The sequence below is a fragment of the Cellulosimicrobium sp. Marseille-Q8652 genome, assembly GCF_965112045.1.
Genome location: NZ_CBCOPS010000001.1, coordinates 1,112,998 through 1,127,178 on the forward strand (window position 1 = coordinate 1,112,998; position 14,181 = coordinate 1,127,178).

A 14,181-nucleotide genomic window follows, 5' to 3' on the forward strand; every position below is an offset into this window, starting at 1 on the left:
GTCGGTCCCGCGGTCGGGGTCTCAGGCGGTCGCACGGTGGTCCTTCTCGGTCGGCGCGGTCGTGGTGGGGGCGGTGATCAGGGGGGCGGGCCGGATGGGCACGTCCGGGGCGGGGCCGGCGTCGGCGGAGCGCGCCCGCGCGACGAGCCGGGCGACGAGGGCGGGGACCCGCGCGAGCCCGTCGAGGTCGACGGCGAGCGCCGGCGCACGGCCCGACCGCTGCGCCGCGTCGCGTCCGACGGCCGCGCGCGCCCATGACGCGAGCCGCCGGGGCGTGGGCACGCCGTCGAGCACGTCGACGAGACCGAGCTCGGCGAGGCGCCGGGCGCGCACGAGCTGCTCGGCGCGGGGACGGGTGCGGGGCACCACGAGCGCCGGGCGGCGGCTCGCGAGCACCTCGCACACCGAGTTGTAGCCGCCCATCGTCACGACGGCGCGCGCCCCGTCGACGAGCGGGACGACGTCGCGCACGAACGCGTGGACGTCGAGGTCGGTCCGCGCGAGGGCGGCGCGGCGCACCACCGCGCGCGTCGCGGCCGGCAGGTAGGGGCCGGTCACGAGGACGCCGCGCACGCCGTCGGGCAGGGCGGCACGGGCGAACGCCGTGGCGAGCTCCGCGCCGTCCTGCCCGCCGCCGACGAGGCACAGCACGTACGGCCCGTCCGGGACGGCCACGGCTCGCGCGGCACGGTGGTCGGCGGGCGACCCCGTCCGGGCCGCCGGGGCCGACCTGCCGTGGCCCAGGTAGCCGGTGAAGACCGTCCGCCGCGCGACGACGTCCGGGAGCGCGTACTCGACGAGCGGGTCGTAGACGCGCGCGTCGCCGTAGACCCAGACCTCGTCGTAGAGCCGGGCCACGACGGACGTGCTGCGCTGGTCGTCCCACTCGCGCACGGCGACCTCCGGGACGTCGAGCACGTCCCGCAGCCCGAGGACGCACGCCGTCCGGCCCCGGGCGCGCAGGCGCTCGAGCGCCGGACGCAGCTCCCCGCCGACGCCGAGCGGGACCTTGTCCACGACGAGCACGTCGGGGTCGAAGGCGGCGAGCGCGCCGTCGAGCACCCCGGCGCGCACGTCGACGACGCCGCCGAGGTCCCCGCCCCACCGGCGCGGGCCGTACCCCGTGGCCGCGTCCTTCGTGATGCCCGGGAGCGTGACGACCTCCGTCCGCTCCGGGAGCGGCAGGCTCGTCGCCTCGGCCGCACCCGAGAGGAGGAGGACGTCGACGTCCGGGTCGGCCTCGACCAGCGCACGCGCGAGGAGCGACGTGCGGCGCACGTGACCCAGGCCCTGCGTGTCGTGCGAGTACAGCGCGATGCGCCGGCGGGTGCGGTGACCGCGACCGGCGAGATGTTCGGGTGCCCCTGTCATGACCGTCACGATGTCGGCGCGCCGTGAGACACCCGTGAACGCGCAGTGAGAGGTCTCTCATGCCCGGGTCCGATCACCGCGCCGGATCGCATGTGAAGGTCTTCACATGGCCTAGGGTGGCGGTGTCCCGTCGCCGGCGGGAGGTGGGCGCCTCATCTCGGCCGGAAGGAAGCGCCCATGGGTCACGTCGACGTCGCGAGCACCGTCTCGGAGTACCTCGACCGGTCGGACTGGCGGGTGAACGCCAACGCCAACCAGGGCTTCTCGCTCGGAGGGCTCGTCCTCAACACGGCCGGCAAGGTCGTGGCGAACTACTGGCTCGACGAGGTGTACGCGCCCGACCTCGCCGCCGCGCACCGCAGCGGCGACCTGCACGTGCACGACCTCGACGTGCTCGGCGGCTACTGCGCCGGCTGGTCGCTGCGCGCACTGCTGGCGGAAGGGCTCGGCGGCGTCCCCGGCGCGGTCGACTCCGCTCCCCCGCGGCACTTCTCCTCGGCGATCGGCCAGGTCGTCAACTTCCTGGGGATCCTCCAGAACGAGTGGGCGGGCGCGCAGGCCTTCAGCTCGTTCGACACGCTCCTGGCCCCGTACGTCCGCACCGACGCGCTGACGTACGAGCAGGTGCGGCAGGGTGTCCAGGAGCTCGTCCACAACCTCAACGTCCCGTCGCGCTGGGGCACGCAGACGCCGTTCACCAACCTCACGTTCGACCTCACGTGCCCGCACGACCTCGCGGACGTGCACCCGGTGGTCGGCGGCACGACCGCCGACTTCACGTACGGCGACCTCGCGGTCGAGGCGGACATGATCAACCGCGCGTACATCGACGTCATGACCGCCGGCGACGCGACCGGGCGGGCCTTCACGTTCCCCATCCCCACGTACAACGTCACCGAGGACTTCGACTGGGACTCGCCGCTCGCGGACGCGCTCTTCGCGATGACGGCGAGGTACGGCACGCCGTACTTCCAGAACTTCGTGAACTCGGACATGGATCCCGGCGACGTCCGGTCCATGTGCTGCCGGCTCCAGCTCGACCTGCGCGAGCTGCTCAAGCGCGGCAACGGCCTGTTCGGCTCGGGCGAGCAGACCGGGTCGATCGGGGTCGTGACGATCAACTGCGCGCGCCTGGGCCACGTCCACCGGGGAGACGTCGACGGGCTGCTCTCCGCGTTCGACCGGTTGCTCGACCTCGCGGTCGAGTCGCTCGAGACGAAGCGCGCGACGGTGCAGCGCCTCCTGGACGACGGCCTCTTCCCGTACACGCGCCGCTACCTCGGCTCGCTCGACGCCCACTTCTCGACCGTCGGGGTCAACGGCGTCAACGAGATGGTCCGCAACCTCACCGGCGACGTCCACGACCTCACGACCGAGGAGGGGCACGCCCTGGCCGTCCGGCTCCTCGACCACGCGCGCGAGCGGCTCGTCGCCGCGCAGGAGGCGACGGGGACCCTGTACAACCTCGAGGCGACACCCGCCGAGGGGACGACGTACCGGTTCGCCAAGGAGGACCGCGCCCGCTACCCCGGCATCCTCCAGGCCGGCACGGCCGACCACCCGTACTACACGAACTCGACCCAGCTCCCGGTCGACTTCACGGAGGACCCGTTCGAGGCGCTCGAGCGGCAGGACGACCTCCAGACCCGGTACACCGGCGGCACGGTCCTGCACCTGTACCTGGGCGAGGCCGTCGCCGGCACGCAGGCGTGCAAGGAGCTCGTGCGCCGCGCGGTCACCCGGTTCCGGCTGCCCTACCTCACCGTGACGCCGACGTTCTCCGTGTGCCCGACGCACGGTTACCTCGTGGGCGAGCACTGGACGTGCCCGGCGTGCGGCGCGGCGGCCGAGGTCTGGACGCGCGTCATGGGCTACTTCCGCCCCGTGTCGTCGTTCAACGTCGGCAAGAAGGGCGAGTACGCCGAGCGCACCCCGTTCCGGGAGGACCGCACGGGGCAGCACCTCGGCCAGCCGTCCGGTCGCGACGTCGGGACGGGCCGCCGTGTCCCGGCCTGACCTCGCCGTCGCGGGCCTGTCCCCGCTGTCGACCGTCGACTGGCCCGGGAGGCTCGTCGCGACGGTCTTCACGCAGGGCTGCCCGTGGCGCTGCGCGTACTGCCACAACCCGGGCCTCGTCCCCGTCCCGGCCCCGGGAGCGCCGGGGTCCCAGGGCGCGCCACGGTGGTCGGAGGTCGTCGCGTTCCTCGAACGACGGCGCGGCCTGCTCGACGGCGTCGTGCTCTCCGGCGGCGAGCCGACGCTCCACCCCGGGCTGCTCGGGGCGATCGACGACGTGCGGTCGCTCGGGTTCGCCGTCGGGCTGCACACGGGCGGGGCGTGGCCCGCACGGCTCGCCCGGCTCCTGCCGTTCGTCGACTGGGTGGGCCTCGACGTCAAGCACCTGCCGTCGCGCTACGCCGCCGTGACGGGCACCGCCGCGTCCGGGCGCCGCGCGTTCGAGGCGCTGGCCGTGCTCCTCCGGTCGGGCGTGGACCACGAGGTCCGCACGACGGTGGACCCGACCGTCCACACCCGGCCCGAGCTGCTCGCCCTCGGCGGCCACCTGCAGCGGCTCGGGGTCCGGCGCTGGGTGCTGCAGGAGGCGCGGCCCGACGGCGCGGACCCCGCCTGGGCGGATGCGCTCGCCGGGCGACGTCTGGCCGACGTGCTCGACGAGACCGACCTGCCCTGGGCCGACCGGCGCACCGCGGCCTGACGCCGGGCACGGGGTGATCCACCGTCTCCGCGCGGGTCCACTGGAGGACCCCGCGCTCGGGGTCCAGAACCGCGCCCTGTGCTACCCCGCCGGACGCACCGGTTGGCGCAGTACGGTGCGCAGCCTCGCCGGGTCGGCCCGGCGCGGGTCGCTGAGGTAGACCTCGTGGTGCGGCCCGGCGAACGTCAGCCCGTGCTCGGGCAGGTACACGTCGTGCAGCTCCGCGAGCACCGGCGCCTCGTCGTCGAACGACCCGACGTGCAAGGTCTGCACCGCACGGCCCTCCGTGATCGTGCGAAGCTCGACGAGGTCGAGCGCCGGCAGGTCCTTCGTCGCGCGGACCGACGAGGTCACGTCGGCCACGAGCACCGGGTCGACCCAGTCGGGTTGCAGGACGAGCATGGTCCACCGCCACGCGTCCTTGTCGCGACGCACGAACGCGCGGGGGTCCTCGGCCGTCCACAGGCCCTCCAGCGGACCGACGACGTAGTCCCTCCCGAGCCCGCGCCTGCTCGCGAACTTCACGGCGTACGACAGCCCGAACAGCGTCTCGACGGCCTCGCGGTACGACGCCGCGGTGTTGGGGTCGCCCTCGCCGTCGACCGCGAGGTACGTGAGCGGGGGGACGTCCACCTCGACGAACCGCCCGCGCGGCGGTGCGTACAGCGCGCGGTGCAGCGTCTTGAGGTCGACCTTGGTCAGGGCGTCGTCGCTGGCGGCCATGCGCGGGACGTTACGCGGCACCGCCGACATCCGCGGTGCGCGCACCGACGGGCGCGAGGTAGTCGACGACGGCGCGCACGACGGTCGCGTCGCGCAGCAGCCGGTGGTGGCCGAGCCCGTCCGTCGCGAGGAGCTCGCCCTCGGGCCACGCCGCCGCGAGCGCGGCCCCGACCTCGAACGGCACCTCCTTGTCGGCGCGGTCGTGGACGACGAGCGCGGGCGGCAGCGGGTGGCTGCGGACGGTGTCGAGCACGTCCAGGTCCGCCAGCGGCCTGCCGGCGACCTCGACGATGCGCTGCCGGAGCAGCGCGCGCGTGCGCGCGGAGAGGCGCAGCACGTCGGCGAACCGGTCCAGCTCGCCGAGCGGGTGGGCGATCGCGGCGACGAGCACGAGTCGTCCGGTCGGCAGGCCGTCACGCGCCGCGAGCGCCGTCGTGGCGGTGCCGAGCGAGTGGGCCACGACGGCGGCGGGCTCCCCGTGGACCCGTGCCACCGCGGCGAGCGACCCCGCCATCTCGGGCACGGTGCTGCGGCGCGGACCGAGGTGGCCCGGGCCCGAGTCTCCGTGGCTGAGGGCGTCGAACGCGACGACGCGGTACCCGGCCGCGCGCAGCGGCTCGACGAACGCCCCGAGCTGGCCCCGCCACCCGCCCCAGCCGTGGACGAGGTAGACCGGGCCGAGGTCGGGGGCCGTCCCGCCCGGCGTCGACCCGGGCGCCGGCGCCCCCGTCTCCGTCGCCGCCGGGGTACCGGTCGCCGGGGACCACGTCTCGACGACGAGGCGGGACCCGCCGTCGGTCGTCACCGTGCCGAGCGCACCGGGCGCGTGCCGGTCGTCGCGGCGACGGCCCGCGCCGTCGGGCGGCGTGCACCACAGGTCGAGAGCGAGCCGTGCGGCGCGGCGCGGCGCGACCCGCTGGAGGACGGCGAGGCGCGTGCGCACGACGGCGAGCTGCGCCGCCGCGCGGCGGCGGCGGCCGGCACGACGTCGCGTCGCGCGACGCCCCTCAGCACGAACGATCGTGCTTTTCTGAACACCTGGCTCCGACATGAGGACCTTCTTCTCGGGTGCGGCTGTGATGAGGGCGAGACGGCATCTGCGGCGTGGTCGCGTCCCGGCTGGGCGGGCCCGGCGGGCGAGCCCGCCGGGCCCGGTCAGCCGACGGGGACGGGGGCGCGCGCGGCGTCGAGCAGGGACTCGAACGCGCTCCGGGCACGACCCTCGGCGGCGGCGTCCCCCATGAACGCGTGCGCGTGGTGGAGCGCGAGCATGATCCCGTAGAGGTCGGAGGCGACCTGCTGCGGGTCGACGTCGCCGCGGAAGCCGTCGTCGACGCACGTGCGGTACACCTGGGCGATCGCGTCGTAGAGGTCCTGGTGGTCGCGCACGAGCTGGTCGCGCACCGGGCCCGCCTGCGCCGCGAGCTCCGTCGCAGCCTTGACGAACAGGCACCCGCCCGGTTGCTGTGCGAGGTCGCACAGCACCCACCGGTCGAACAGCGTGCGGAGGCGCCGCTCGCCCCGCGGCGTACGGAGCGCGGGCAGGACGACGGACTCGACGAACTCGGAGCGCGCCCGTTCCAGCACGGCGAGCTGCAGCGCCTCCTTCGAGCGGAAGTGCGCGTACAGCCCGCTCTTCGACATGCCCGTGCTCCGGGCGAGCTCGCCGATCGTCAGCCCGGACAGCCCGACGCGGTAGGCGGTCTCCACGCCGCGGTGCAGGATCGCCTGCCGGGTCTCGTCGCCCTTGGTCACGCGTGCGACGTTAGCACGACCGTGCTGAAATGCCGAGACCTGGTCCGGTCAGGCCGGCGCGGACTCCTCGGTGACGAGCGGGTACACGCCGTGCTCGTCGTGCACCTCGCGGCCCGTCACCGGCGGGTTGAACACGCACACCGTGCGCATCTCGGTGCGGGGCCGCACGACGTGCCTGTCGTGGTCGTCCAGCAGGTACAGCGATCCCGGCGCGAGCTCGTGGGTCTGCCCCGTGGCGAGGTCCGTGATGCTGCCCTCGCCCTCGACGACGAACACCGCCTCGACGTGGTTCGCGTACCAGAACTCGTTCTCGGCGCCGGCGTAGAGCGTCGTCTCGTGGACGGAGAAGCCGACTCCCTCCTTCGCGAGGACGATGCGCTTGCTGCGCCAGTTCTCGCTCCGCACGTCGGCGTCGGTGTCGGTGATCTCGTCGATGGTGCGCACGATCATGGGTGCTCCTCCGGGGCTGGTTCGGTCGGGTCGGCAGGCGGACGCCTCGCACCCGGCACGGCGGCGTACCGGGTGCGAGGCGGCTCAGGGGAGGACGACGGCGATCGCCTCGTCCAGGATCGCGAGACCGCGGCGCAGCTCCGCCTCGGTGATCGTGAGCGGCGGGAGCAGCTTGACGACCTCGCCCGACGGTCCGGACGTCTCCACGAGCAGGCCCCGGGCGAAGGCGCCCTCGGCCACGCGGGCGGCGAGCTCGCCGTCGGGCATCTGCAGCCCGCGGGCGAGCCCGCGCCCCTTGGACACCAGGCCGTGGCCGGGGTATCGCGCCACGAGCGCGTTGAGGTGGGACTCGACGAGCGCACCCTTCACGAGCGTGGAGCGCTCGAGCACGTCGTCGGACCAGTACGTCCGGATCGCCTCCGCGGCGGTCGCGAACGCCGGGGCGAAGCCACGGAAGGTGCCGTTGTGCTCGCCCGGCTCCCAGATGTCGAGCTCGGGACGCACGAGCGTGAGCGCCATGGGCAGCCCGTAGCCGGAGATCGACTTCGAGAGGCAGACGATGTCCGGGACGATGCCGGCCTCCTCGAAGCTGAAGAAGCCGCCCGTGCGACCGCACCCCATCTGGATGTCGTCGACGATGAGGAGGATCTCGTGGCGACGGCACAGGTCGGCGAGACCGCGCAGCCACTCGGCGCGCGCGGCGTTGATGCCGCCCTCCCCCTGCACGGTCTCGACGATGACGGCCGCCGGCTCGTTGAGGCCGCTGCCACCGTCCTGGAGCAGCCGCTCGAGGTAGACGAAGTCGTCGACGTCGCCGTCGAAGTAGTCGTCGTACGGCATGGGGGTCGCGTGCACGAGCGGGACGCCCGCGCCGCCCCGCTTCATCGAGCTGCCCGTCACGGACAGCGCACCGAGCGTCATGCCGTGGAACGCGTTGGTGAAGTTGATGACGGACTCGCGCCCCGTCACCTTCCGCGCGAGCTTGAGCGCCGCCTCGACGGCGTTCGCGCCACCGGGGCCGGGGAAGACGACCTTGTGGTCGAGGCCGCGGGGCCGGAGGATCGTCGACTCGAACGTCTCCAGGAAGTCGCGCCGGGCCGTCGTCAGCATGTCGAGGCTGTGGACCATGCGGTCGTCCGCGAGGTAGTCGACGAGCACCTTCTTCAGGCGCGGCTCGTTGTGCCCGTAGTTGAGGGAGCCCGCCCCGGCGAAGAAGTCGAGGTACTCGGTGCCGTCCTCGGCGAAGACCGAGGCTCCGCGGGCCCGGTCGAACACGACGGGCCAGGCGCGCGAGTAGCTGCGGACCCCTGACTCGAGCGCGATGAAGCCCGTCGGGTCGTCGGCGGCGTACGCGGCGGTGGTCGGGACGGTCGGGGTTGTCACGAAGGAACACTCCTTGTGCTGGTGCGTGCGGGTGCGGTGCGAGGTCGGGGCTGCGTCGTCACCCGCGCGCCGGACCGGCGCAGCCCGAGATCCGGTGAGGTCAGCGCCCCTGCACGCCGTCGATCACGAGCATCGGCTCGTCGACGTGCGCGTCGGGGAACTGGTCGGCGGTGAACAGCGGCGTGGTGCCGATCGTCGCGCCGCGTCGGGATGCCCAGCGGACGAAGAGCGCTCGTGAGGCGAGGTTGTCCTCGGCGACGGTGGTCTTCACGGTGGTGACGTCCGGGGCGGCGTCGACCAGCGCGTCGAGCAGTCGTCCCGCGATGCCGTTCCCGCGCACCTCGGCGTCGACCGCGACCTGCCACACGAAGAGGTGGGCGACGTCGTCCGGCAGGCGGTAGCCGGAGACGAACCCGACGACCCGGCCGGTGGCGCACGCCGCGTCGGGGACGACCGCGACGCGGCACGTCTCCGCGAAGTGCTGGGCCAGCAGCAGGTACGCGTACGACGCGTTGAGGTCGAGGGCGCCGGAGTCGCGCGCGACGCGCCACATGGCGGCGCCGTCGGCCGCGGCGGGTCGGCGGATCGTGACACCCGGCACCGCACCACCGTGGTCGGCGGGCGGGCCGGAGCTCGCGCTGCGGTTCACGCTCGGGGTCGAAGGGGCTGTGGGCGCGGCGTTCGTCGTCGTGTCCATACCGTCGACGACCCTAGGCACTTCTGCGGCAGATCGACACCCGGAGATGGTGTCCTCATGACTTTTCCCGGGACGTCGAGGGCGCACCGTCCGCATCGTGGTGCCGTTCCCGTGCCTCAGGTATCGATCTGATCACGGAGGTACCGGGCGTCTCTCATGGTGAGATCTTCGTGGCTCAGCCGATCCAGTCGAGGACGGGCGCGGTCACCAGGCGGGCAAGGATCTCGTAGCCGGTCGCGTCCGGGTGGTACCCGTCCCCGGCCACGACGGCGCGCCGCCACCCCGCGTCGCGCGACATCGCGTCGAGCACCCCGACGTACGGGATGCCGAGGCGTCCTGCCTCGCCCGCCAGCGCGGCGTCGAGCCGCGAGAGCCGCGCGTCGTGCCCGGCGTCCGCGACGGAGACGGGCCCGACGACGAGCAGCGGGGCGCCCAGCCCGTCCTGGACCTCCGCCCGGACACGGTCCAGCGCGGCGAGCGTCTCGTCGACGGTGAGCCGCGGAGCGCCGTCCTCGAGGACCGTGTCGTTCACGCCGAACGAGACGACGACGCGCGGTTCCGGCGCCTCGCGCAGGCGCGGGCCGACCTCCCCGGCGACCCGTGCCGCGACGAGCGCCGACGTGTCGCGCCGGACGCCGAGGTTGTAGGCCGTGAGCGGCAGGCCACGCGCCGCGGAGGTGGCGACCACGCGCCCGACCCAGCCGAGCGCGGTCTCGTCACCCACGCCGGCCACGTAGGAGTCGCCGACGAAGCACACCCGCACGTCGCGGTCCGGTCGAGGCACGGCGGCAGTCTAGGCGCCGCCGGGCCGTCCCGTCCGGACGCCGGGTCGCCACGCCCGGACGTCGGAGGGCCCCGCCCGGACGTCGGAAGGCCGCAACGACGAAGCCCCGGGACCGTGACGGTCCCGGGGCTCCTGCTGTGCGCCCGGAGGGATTCGAACCCCCAACCTTCTGATCCGTAGTCAGATGCTCTATCCGTTGAGCTACGGGCGCTGGTCGTGCTCTGCTCTCGCAGAGCCGGTGATCCCTCACCGGCCGTCCAGAAGACTACCGTGTCCCGGCGGTGATCCCAAACCGATACGTGCCGCGCAGGGCCGGAGGTGACGGACGCCACGAGGTGCCTCCCTCCTGGTCCGTCGGAGCCGCGCAGACCGACCGTCCGCCTGGCGCACCACGCCCGGTCCTCCCACGGTCGGACGCGCCCAGCACCAGGTCCCACCCGCAGCCCGACGCCGCGCCGCCCGCTCCCGGCGCAGGATCGAGCCATGACGTCCACGCACCCCGCCCCCGGTGGCTCGCCGCTCGTCGCGAGCGCCCTCACGAAGGTCTACGGCACCGCCCAGGCGACGACCCACGCTCTCGCCGGCGTCAGCCTCACCGTCCACCCCGGCGAGTCGCTCGCGATCATGGGCCCGTCCGGCTCCGGCAAGACGACCCTGCTGCACTGCCTCGCCGGGATCGTCACGCCCACCTCCGGTGCGGTCCTGTGGCGCGGGGAGGACGTCACGACCCTGTCCGACGCGCGCCGCACCGTCCTGCGCCGCAACGACTTCGGCTTCGTCTTCCAGTCGGGCCAGCTCCTGCCCGAGCTCCCCGCGGTCGAGAACGCGGCGCTCCCTCTCATGCTCGCGGGGACGTCGCGCACCGAGGCGACGGCGGTCGCGGCACGGTGGCTCGCCCACCTCGGCCTCGCCGGGATGGAGCAGCGGCGACCGGGAGAGCTCTCGGGCGGCCAGGCCCAGCGCGTCGCCATCGCCCGGGCGCTCGTCGGCTCGCCCGGCGTCGTCTTCGCGGACGAGCCCACCGGCGCGCTCGACCAGACCACGGGCACCGAGGTCCTCGACGTCCTCACGCACGCCACGCGGGCCTCGGGCGCGGCCCTCGTGATCGTCACGCACGACGCCGGCGTGGCCCGGCACTGCTCCCGCACCGTGACGATGCGCGACGGCCGGATCTCGGGCGAGTTCCGCGCTCCCGGGACGCCCCTGCCGACCGCCGGCGCGAGCGGCCTCGCACAGCCCGTCCCGGCACCCCCCGCGACGGGTGCGGAGGGCGTGCGATGAGGACGATCGACCTCTGGTGGCTCCTGCGCCGCCGCAGCGCCGACGACCGCGACCCGCAGCGGCTGACCACCGTCCTCGCCGTCATCGCGTTCGCGACGACGACCGCCGTCCTGCTCGTGGTGGTCGGGGGCTTCGGGGCCTTCCTAACCCGCGGCGACGGCCTCGAGGGCCTGCGCACGGGCATCGCGGACGGGAACGACTACGACACCCAGTACCCGGTCCTCGCGGGGATCGCCATGCTCCTGCTCCTCATCCCGCTCGTCACGCTCGGTGGCGCGGCCGCACGGCTCGCCGTCGCGCGGCGCGACGCGCGCCTCTCCGCGCTGCGCCTCGCCGGCGCCACGACCGGCCAGGTCACCACGCTCACCGTGCTCGACGCCGCGGCACAGGCCGTGGCCGGGGCGCTCGCCGGGATCGTCGGCTACGCGGCGCTCCTGCCGCTCGTCGCACAGCTGCGGTTCCAGGGCCGCACCTTCGGGATCGGCGAGCTGTGGGTCGGGGTGCCCGCGCTGCTCGGCTCGGTCGCGCTCGTTCTCGTCGTCGCGCTCGTCTCCTCGCTGGCCAGCCTGCGCCGCGTCGCGATCACGCCGCTCGGCGTCGCGGCGCGCGTCACGCCGCCCGGGCTCCGGGCCGTGCGCCTGCTGTCGACGGGCGTCGCGTTCGTCGCCCTGATCGTCGTCACCAACATGTCGTTCGGCTCGGCCGCCGTCGTGATCACCGTGCTGACCGTGATCCTGCTCGTCGGGTTCGCGACGCTCAACGTCGTCGGGCCCTTCGTGATCTGGGTGGTCGGGAGGATCACGGCCGGCCGCGCGCGCCGCGTCCCGACGCTGCTCGCGGGACGTCGCATCGTCGACAGCCCCAAGACGGCGTGGCGGTCGGTCGGCGGCGTCGCGCTCGCGACGTTTATCGCCGGTCTGACGAGCATCTTCGCGCTCCTCGACCCGGGGGTCGGCGGCGACCCCGCCGAGGTCCGGTTCCTCACCGACCTCAAGACCGGCGGCTTCCTGACCCTCGCGATCTGCGGGGTGCTCGCCGCCGTCTCGACGGGCGTCATGCAGGCCGGTCGCGTCATCGACCAGCGCGCCGAGTACCGCACGCTCGTGCTCGCCGGCACGGACCTGCGGACGCTCGACCAGGCCCGGTTCCGCGAGACCCTCGTCCCGCTCGCGGTGAGCGTCGGCGTCGCGACGGTGGGGGCGCTGATGTTCATGGTCCCCGTGATCGGGATCAACGCCTTCGCGAACGTGGGCGTCGTGGTCCAGTTCCTGCTGTGCGTGGCCGCGGCGTCGGGCCTCGTGCTGGCGGGAGCCGGCGCGTCCCGGTTCGTCGTGCGGTCCGCGCTCGCGACGTCGGGCACAGCGTAGGCGGCGGGCCCCCGGAGCAGTCGCCGCGACCCGGGGGCCGGCCTGGCACGGTGGCGCGCGACCCTGGGTTCGGCGGGCGACGTCGCGGCGAGGACCTCCGGCGGACCGTGCGCGGGCAACAGAAAAGGCTCCGGGCGCTGGGCTGCCGGAGCCTTCCTGGCGGAGACGGAGGGATTTGAACCCTCGAACGGGTTGCCCCGTTACCACCTTAGCAGGGTGGCGCACTAGACCTGACTATGCGACGTCTCCTCGCGGGACCGGACCGTGCCGGCGGACCGACGACGGTGCTGCACCCGCGTCGCCCAGGGTACCGGGGCGTCGGCGCACGACCAAACCGCGCCGGGCGACTACCGCTCGAACGTCCACTGCCGGTCCGTGAGCATGCGCGCGACGGCCAGCCCGATCGCCAGCGCCACGATGACGAGCCCGGCCTCCACGGCGTAGGCGAGCGCCTGCGTCGTCGCGCCGGTGTTGAACTCGTAGACCGCGCGGTACGCCGTGACGCCGGGGACCATGATGACCACCGCGGGGACCGAGACCGTGATGCGCGGGACCCGCAGGGCGGGGGCGAGCGTCGCGGCGAGGAGCCCGACCAGGAGGGCTGCCGCCGCGGCGGCCGCCTGCGGGACGACCCCCGCGTCGACGAGGAAGAGCCGACCCACGTTCGCGACCGTGCCGATCGACGCCGCGCCGAGCGCCATGGCCCACGGGCTGTTGAACATCAGCGCGAAGCCGAGCACGCCGAGGAAGCTCGCGAGCGTGCGCAGGGCGACGAGGACCGGCTCCGAGAGCCCCGGCGGCGGGACGGGGTCGGGCGCGAGCCCCGCGATCGCGGACACCCCCCACACCGCGAGGGCGGCGGACGCGAGGATCATCAGGGCATAGGTGAGCCGGGCGACGCCCGCGGAGAAGTCGAGCCGGGCGAGGTCCAGCGCCCCGGTGACGAGCGCGAACCCGGGGACGAGGAAGAGCACCGCCGAGACGTAGCCCGCCTCGTGGTTGCCCGTCACCCCGGCGAGGTCGGAGAGCCCGAGGACGAGGACCAGGTACGCGATGCTCGCCACCGCCGCGGCGAGCATCGTCACGCCGAACTGGTTGATCCCCCGGTGCAGCATCGCGCGACGCACGAGCTGGCCGAGCGCCGCCGCGACGAGCACGGCACCGCACTCGACCGCTCCGCCGTTGTTGAGGAACGCGAACGCCGCGCACGCGACACCGGCCCAGACCGCGTTGAGGGCGGCGCCGTACAGCGGCGGCTTGCGCGCGATGCGGTCGAGCTCGGCGTCCACGGTGTCGAGGTCGGCCTCGTCGGGCAGCGCCGAGGAGAAGCGCTCGAGCTCCGAGAGCCGGTCCGCGTTGATCCCGACCGAGCGCACCTCCGTGAGCTCCGTCCGGAAGATCGGACCCCGGTACGACGTCGCGGTGATCTCCGTGAGCGTCACGTGCGCGGAGACCCGGTCGAGGCCGAGCGCCCGTCCGGCACGCCACATGTGGGACTTCACGCGGTAGCTGCCCGTCCCCGCCGACAGCGCGAGCCGGCCGATGCGCAGCACCGTCCCCGACCGTCGGATGAGCTCGACCGGCTCGAGCGAGGCCTCGTCCGAGGAGGGGGCGGGGGGCTGGCGCGTCACCCGGCAATGATCGCGCACGCGTC

Annotated in this window: 13 protein-coding genes and 2 tRNA genes; 4 read left to right on the forward strand and 11 right to left on the reverse strand. The window is 74.2% G+C overall.

Annotated features, from left to right (window positions below):
- Nucleotides 1-21: 21 nt before the first annotated feature.
- A complete protein-coding gene (locus ACWPWV_RS04830) occupies nt 22-1,371 on the reverse strand; it encodes a glycosyltransferase family protein (RefSeq protein ID WP_454041813.1) in 1,350 nt (449 codons plus the stop codon).
- 177 nt (nt 1,372-1,548) lie between these two features.
- Here ACWPWV_RS04830 and ACWPWV_RS04835 point away from each other — a divergent pair, with 177 nt between their 5' ends.
- Nucleotides 1,549-3,387 (forward strand): ribonucleoside triphosphate reductase, encoded by a 1,839-nt coding sequence (locus ACWPWV_RS04835; protein ID WP_454041814.1) that lies wholly within the window; start codon nt 1,549-1,551, stop codon nt 3,385-3,387.
- On the forward strand, nt 3,374-4,087 hold the full coding sequence (locus ACWPWV_RS04840; protein WP_454041815.1) for an anaerobic ribonucleoside-triphosphate reductase activating protein: 714 nt from the start codon (nt 3,374-3,376) through the stop codon (nt 4,085-4,087). The genes ACWPWV_RS04835 and ACWPWV_RS04840 overlap by 14 nt, the downstream gene beginning before the upstream one ends.
- A gap of 81 nt (nt 4,088-4,168) precedes the next feature.
- Here the strand turns inward: ACWPWV_RS04840 and ACWPWV_RS04845 are convergent, their stop codons facing one another.
- The 8 genes from ACWPWV_RS04845 to ACWPWV_RS04880 form a co-directional block, all read right to left on the reverse strand.
- Nucleotides 4,169-4,810 carry a GyrI-like domain-containing protein gene (locus tag ACWPWV_RS04845; protein WP_454041816.1) on the reverse strand — a complete coding sequence of 214 codons (642 nt, stop codon included), beginning with the start codon at nt 4,808-4,810 and terminating at the stop codon, nt 4,169-4,171.
- A gap of 10 nt (nt 4,811-4,820) precedes the next feature.
- Nucleotides 4,821-5,753 (reverse strand): alpha/beta fold hydrolase, encoded by a 933-nt coding sequence (locus ACWPWV_RS04850; protein WP_454041817.1) that lies wholly within the window; start codon nt 5,751-5,753, stop codon nt 4,821-4,823.
- 212 nt (nt 5,754-5,965) lie between these two features.
- A complete protein-coding gene (locus tag ACWPWV_RS04855; protein ID WP_454041818.1) occupies nt 5,966-6,565 on the reverse strand; it encodes a TetR/AcrR family transcriptional regulator in 600 nt (199 codons plus the stop codon).
- A gap of 48 nt (nt 6,566-6,613) precedes the next feature.
- Entirely contained in the window at nt 6,614-7,015 is a 402-nt protein-coding gene (locus ACWPWV_RS04860; protein ID WP_454041819.1) for an ectoine synthase, read from the reverse strand.
- Between the two features lie 84 nt (nt 7,016-7,099).
- Nucleotides 7,100-8,398 (reverse strand): diaminobutyrate--2-oxoglutarate transaminase, encoded by a 1,299-nt coding sequence (ectB, locus tag ACWPWV_RS04865; RefSeq protein ID WP_454041820.1) that lies wholly within the window; start codon nt 8,396-8,398, stop codon nt 7,100-7,102.
- Nucleotides 8,399-8,498: 100 nt separating this feature from the next.
- A complete protein-coding gene (gene ectA, locus ACWPWV_RS04870; RefSeq protein WP_454041821.1) occupies nt 8,499-8,999 on the reverse strand; it encodes a diaminobutyrate acetyltransferase in 501 nt (166 codons plus the stop codon).
- Between the two features lie 271 nt (nt 9,000-9,270).
- A complete protein-coding gene (locus ACWPWV_RS04875; protein ID WP_454041822.1) occupies nt 9,271-9,879 on the reverse strand; it encodes a GDSL-type esterase/lipase family protein in 609 nt (202 codons plus the stop codon).
- Nucleotides 9,880-10,017: 138 nt separating this feature from the next.
- Nucleotides 10,018-10,090, reverse strand: a tRNA-Arg gene (locus ACWPWV_RS04880).
- A 272-nt stretch (nt 10,091-10,362) separates the two neighbouring features.
- Between ACWPWV_RS04880 and ACWPWV_RS04885 the strand changes: the two genes are divergently transcribed.
- Both ACWPWV_RS04885 and ACWPWV_RS04890 read left to right on the forward strand, forming a co-directional pair.
- Complete coding sequence (locus ACWPWV_RS04885; RefSeq protein ID WP_454041823.1) at nt 10,363-11,160, forward strand: ABC transporter ATP-binding protein; 798 nt, start codon at nt 10,363-10,365, stop codon at nt 11,158-11,160.
- Complete coding sequence (locus tag ACWPWV_RS04890; protein WP_454041824.1) at nt 11,157-12,527, forward strand: FtsX-like permease family protein; 1,371 nt, start codon at nt 11,157-11,159, stop codon at nt 12,525-12,527. Before ACWPWV_RS04885 ends, ACWPWV_RS04890 begins: the two co-directional genes overlap by 4 nt.
- Before the next feature lie 157 nt (nt 12,528-12,684).
- On the opposite strand, the gene ACWPWV_RS04895 is transcribed toward ACWPWV_RS04890, so the two are convergent.
- Together ACWPWV_RS04895 and ACWPWV_RS04900 are read right to left on the reverse strand one after the other, a co-directional pair.
- Nucleotides 12,685-12,776: transfer RNA gene (locus ACWPWV_RS04895), tRNA-Ser, on the reverse strand.
- A 98-nt stretch (nt 12,777-12,874) separates the two neighbouring features.
- Complete coding sequence (locus ACWPWV_RS04900) at nt 12,875-14,158, reverse strand: threonine/serine ThrE exporter family protein (RefSeq protein ID WP_454041825.1); 1,284 nt, start codon at nt 14,156-14,158, stop codon at nt 12,875-12,877.
- Nucleotides 14,159-14,181 lie beyond the last annotated feature (23 nt).

Excerpts from the sequence above, each read along its gene's own strand:
- ACWPWV_RS04830 (WP_454041813.1), bottom strand. The coding sequence starts at position 1,371 with ATGACAGGGGCACCCGAACATCTCGCCGGTCGCGGTCACCGCACCCGC.
- ACWPWV_RS04835 (WP_454041814.1), top strand. The coding sequence starts at position 1,549 with ATGGGTCACGTCGACGTCGCGAGCACCGTCTCGGAGTACCTCGACCGG.
- ACWPWV_RS04845 (WP_454041816.1), bottom strand. The coding sequence starts at position 4,810 with ATGGCCGCCAGCGACGACGCCCTGACCAAGGTCGACCTCAAGACGCTG.
- ACWPWV_RS04860 (WP_454041819.1), bottom strand. The coding sequence starts at position 7,015 with ATGATCGTGCGCACCATCGACGAGATCACCGACACCGACGCCGACGTG.
- ACWPWV_RS04885 (WP_454041823.1), top strand. The coding sequence starts at position 10,363 with ATGACGTCCACGCACCCCGCCCCCGGTGGCTCGCCGCTCGTCGCGAGC.
- ACWPWV_RS04890 (WP_454041824.1), top strand. The coding sequence starts at position 11,157 with ATGAGGACGATCGACCTCTGGTGGCTCCTGCGCCGCCGCAGCGCCGAC.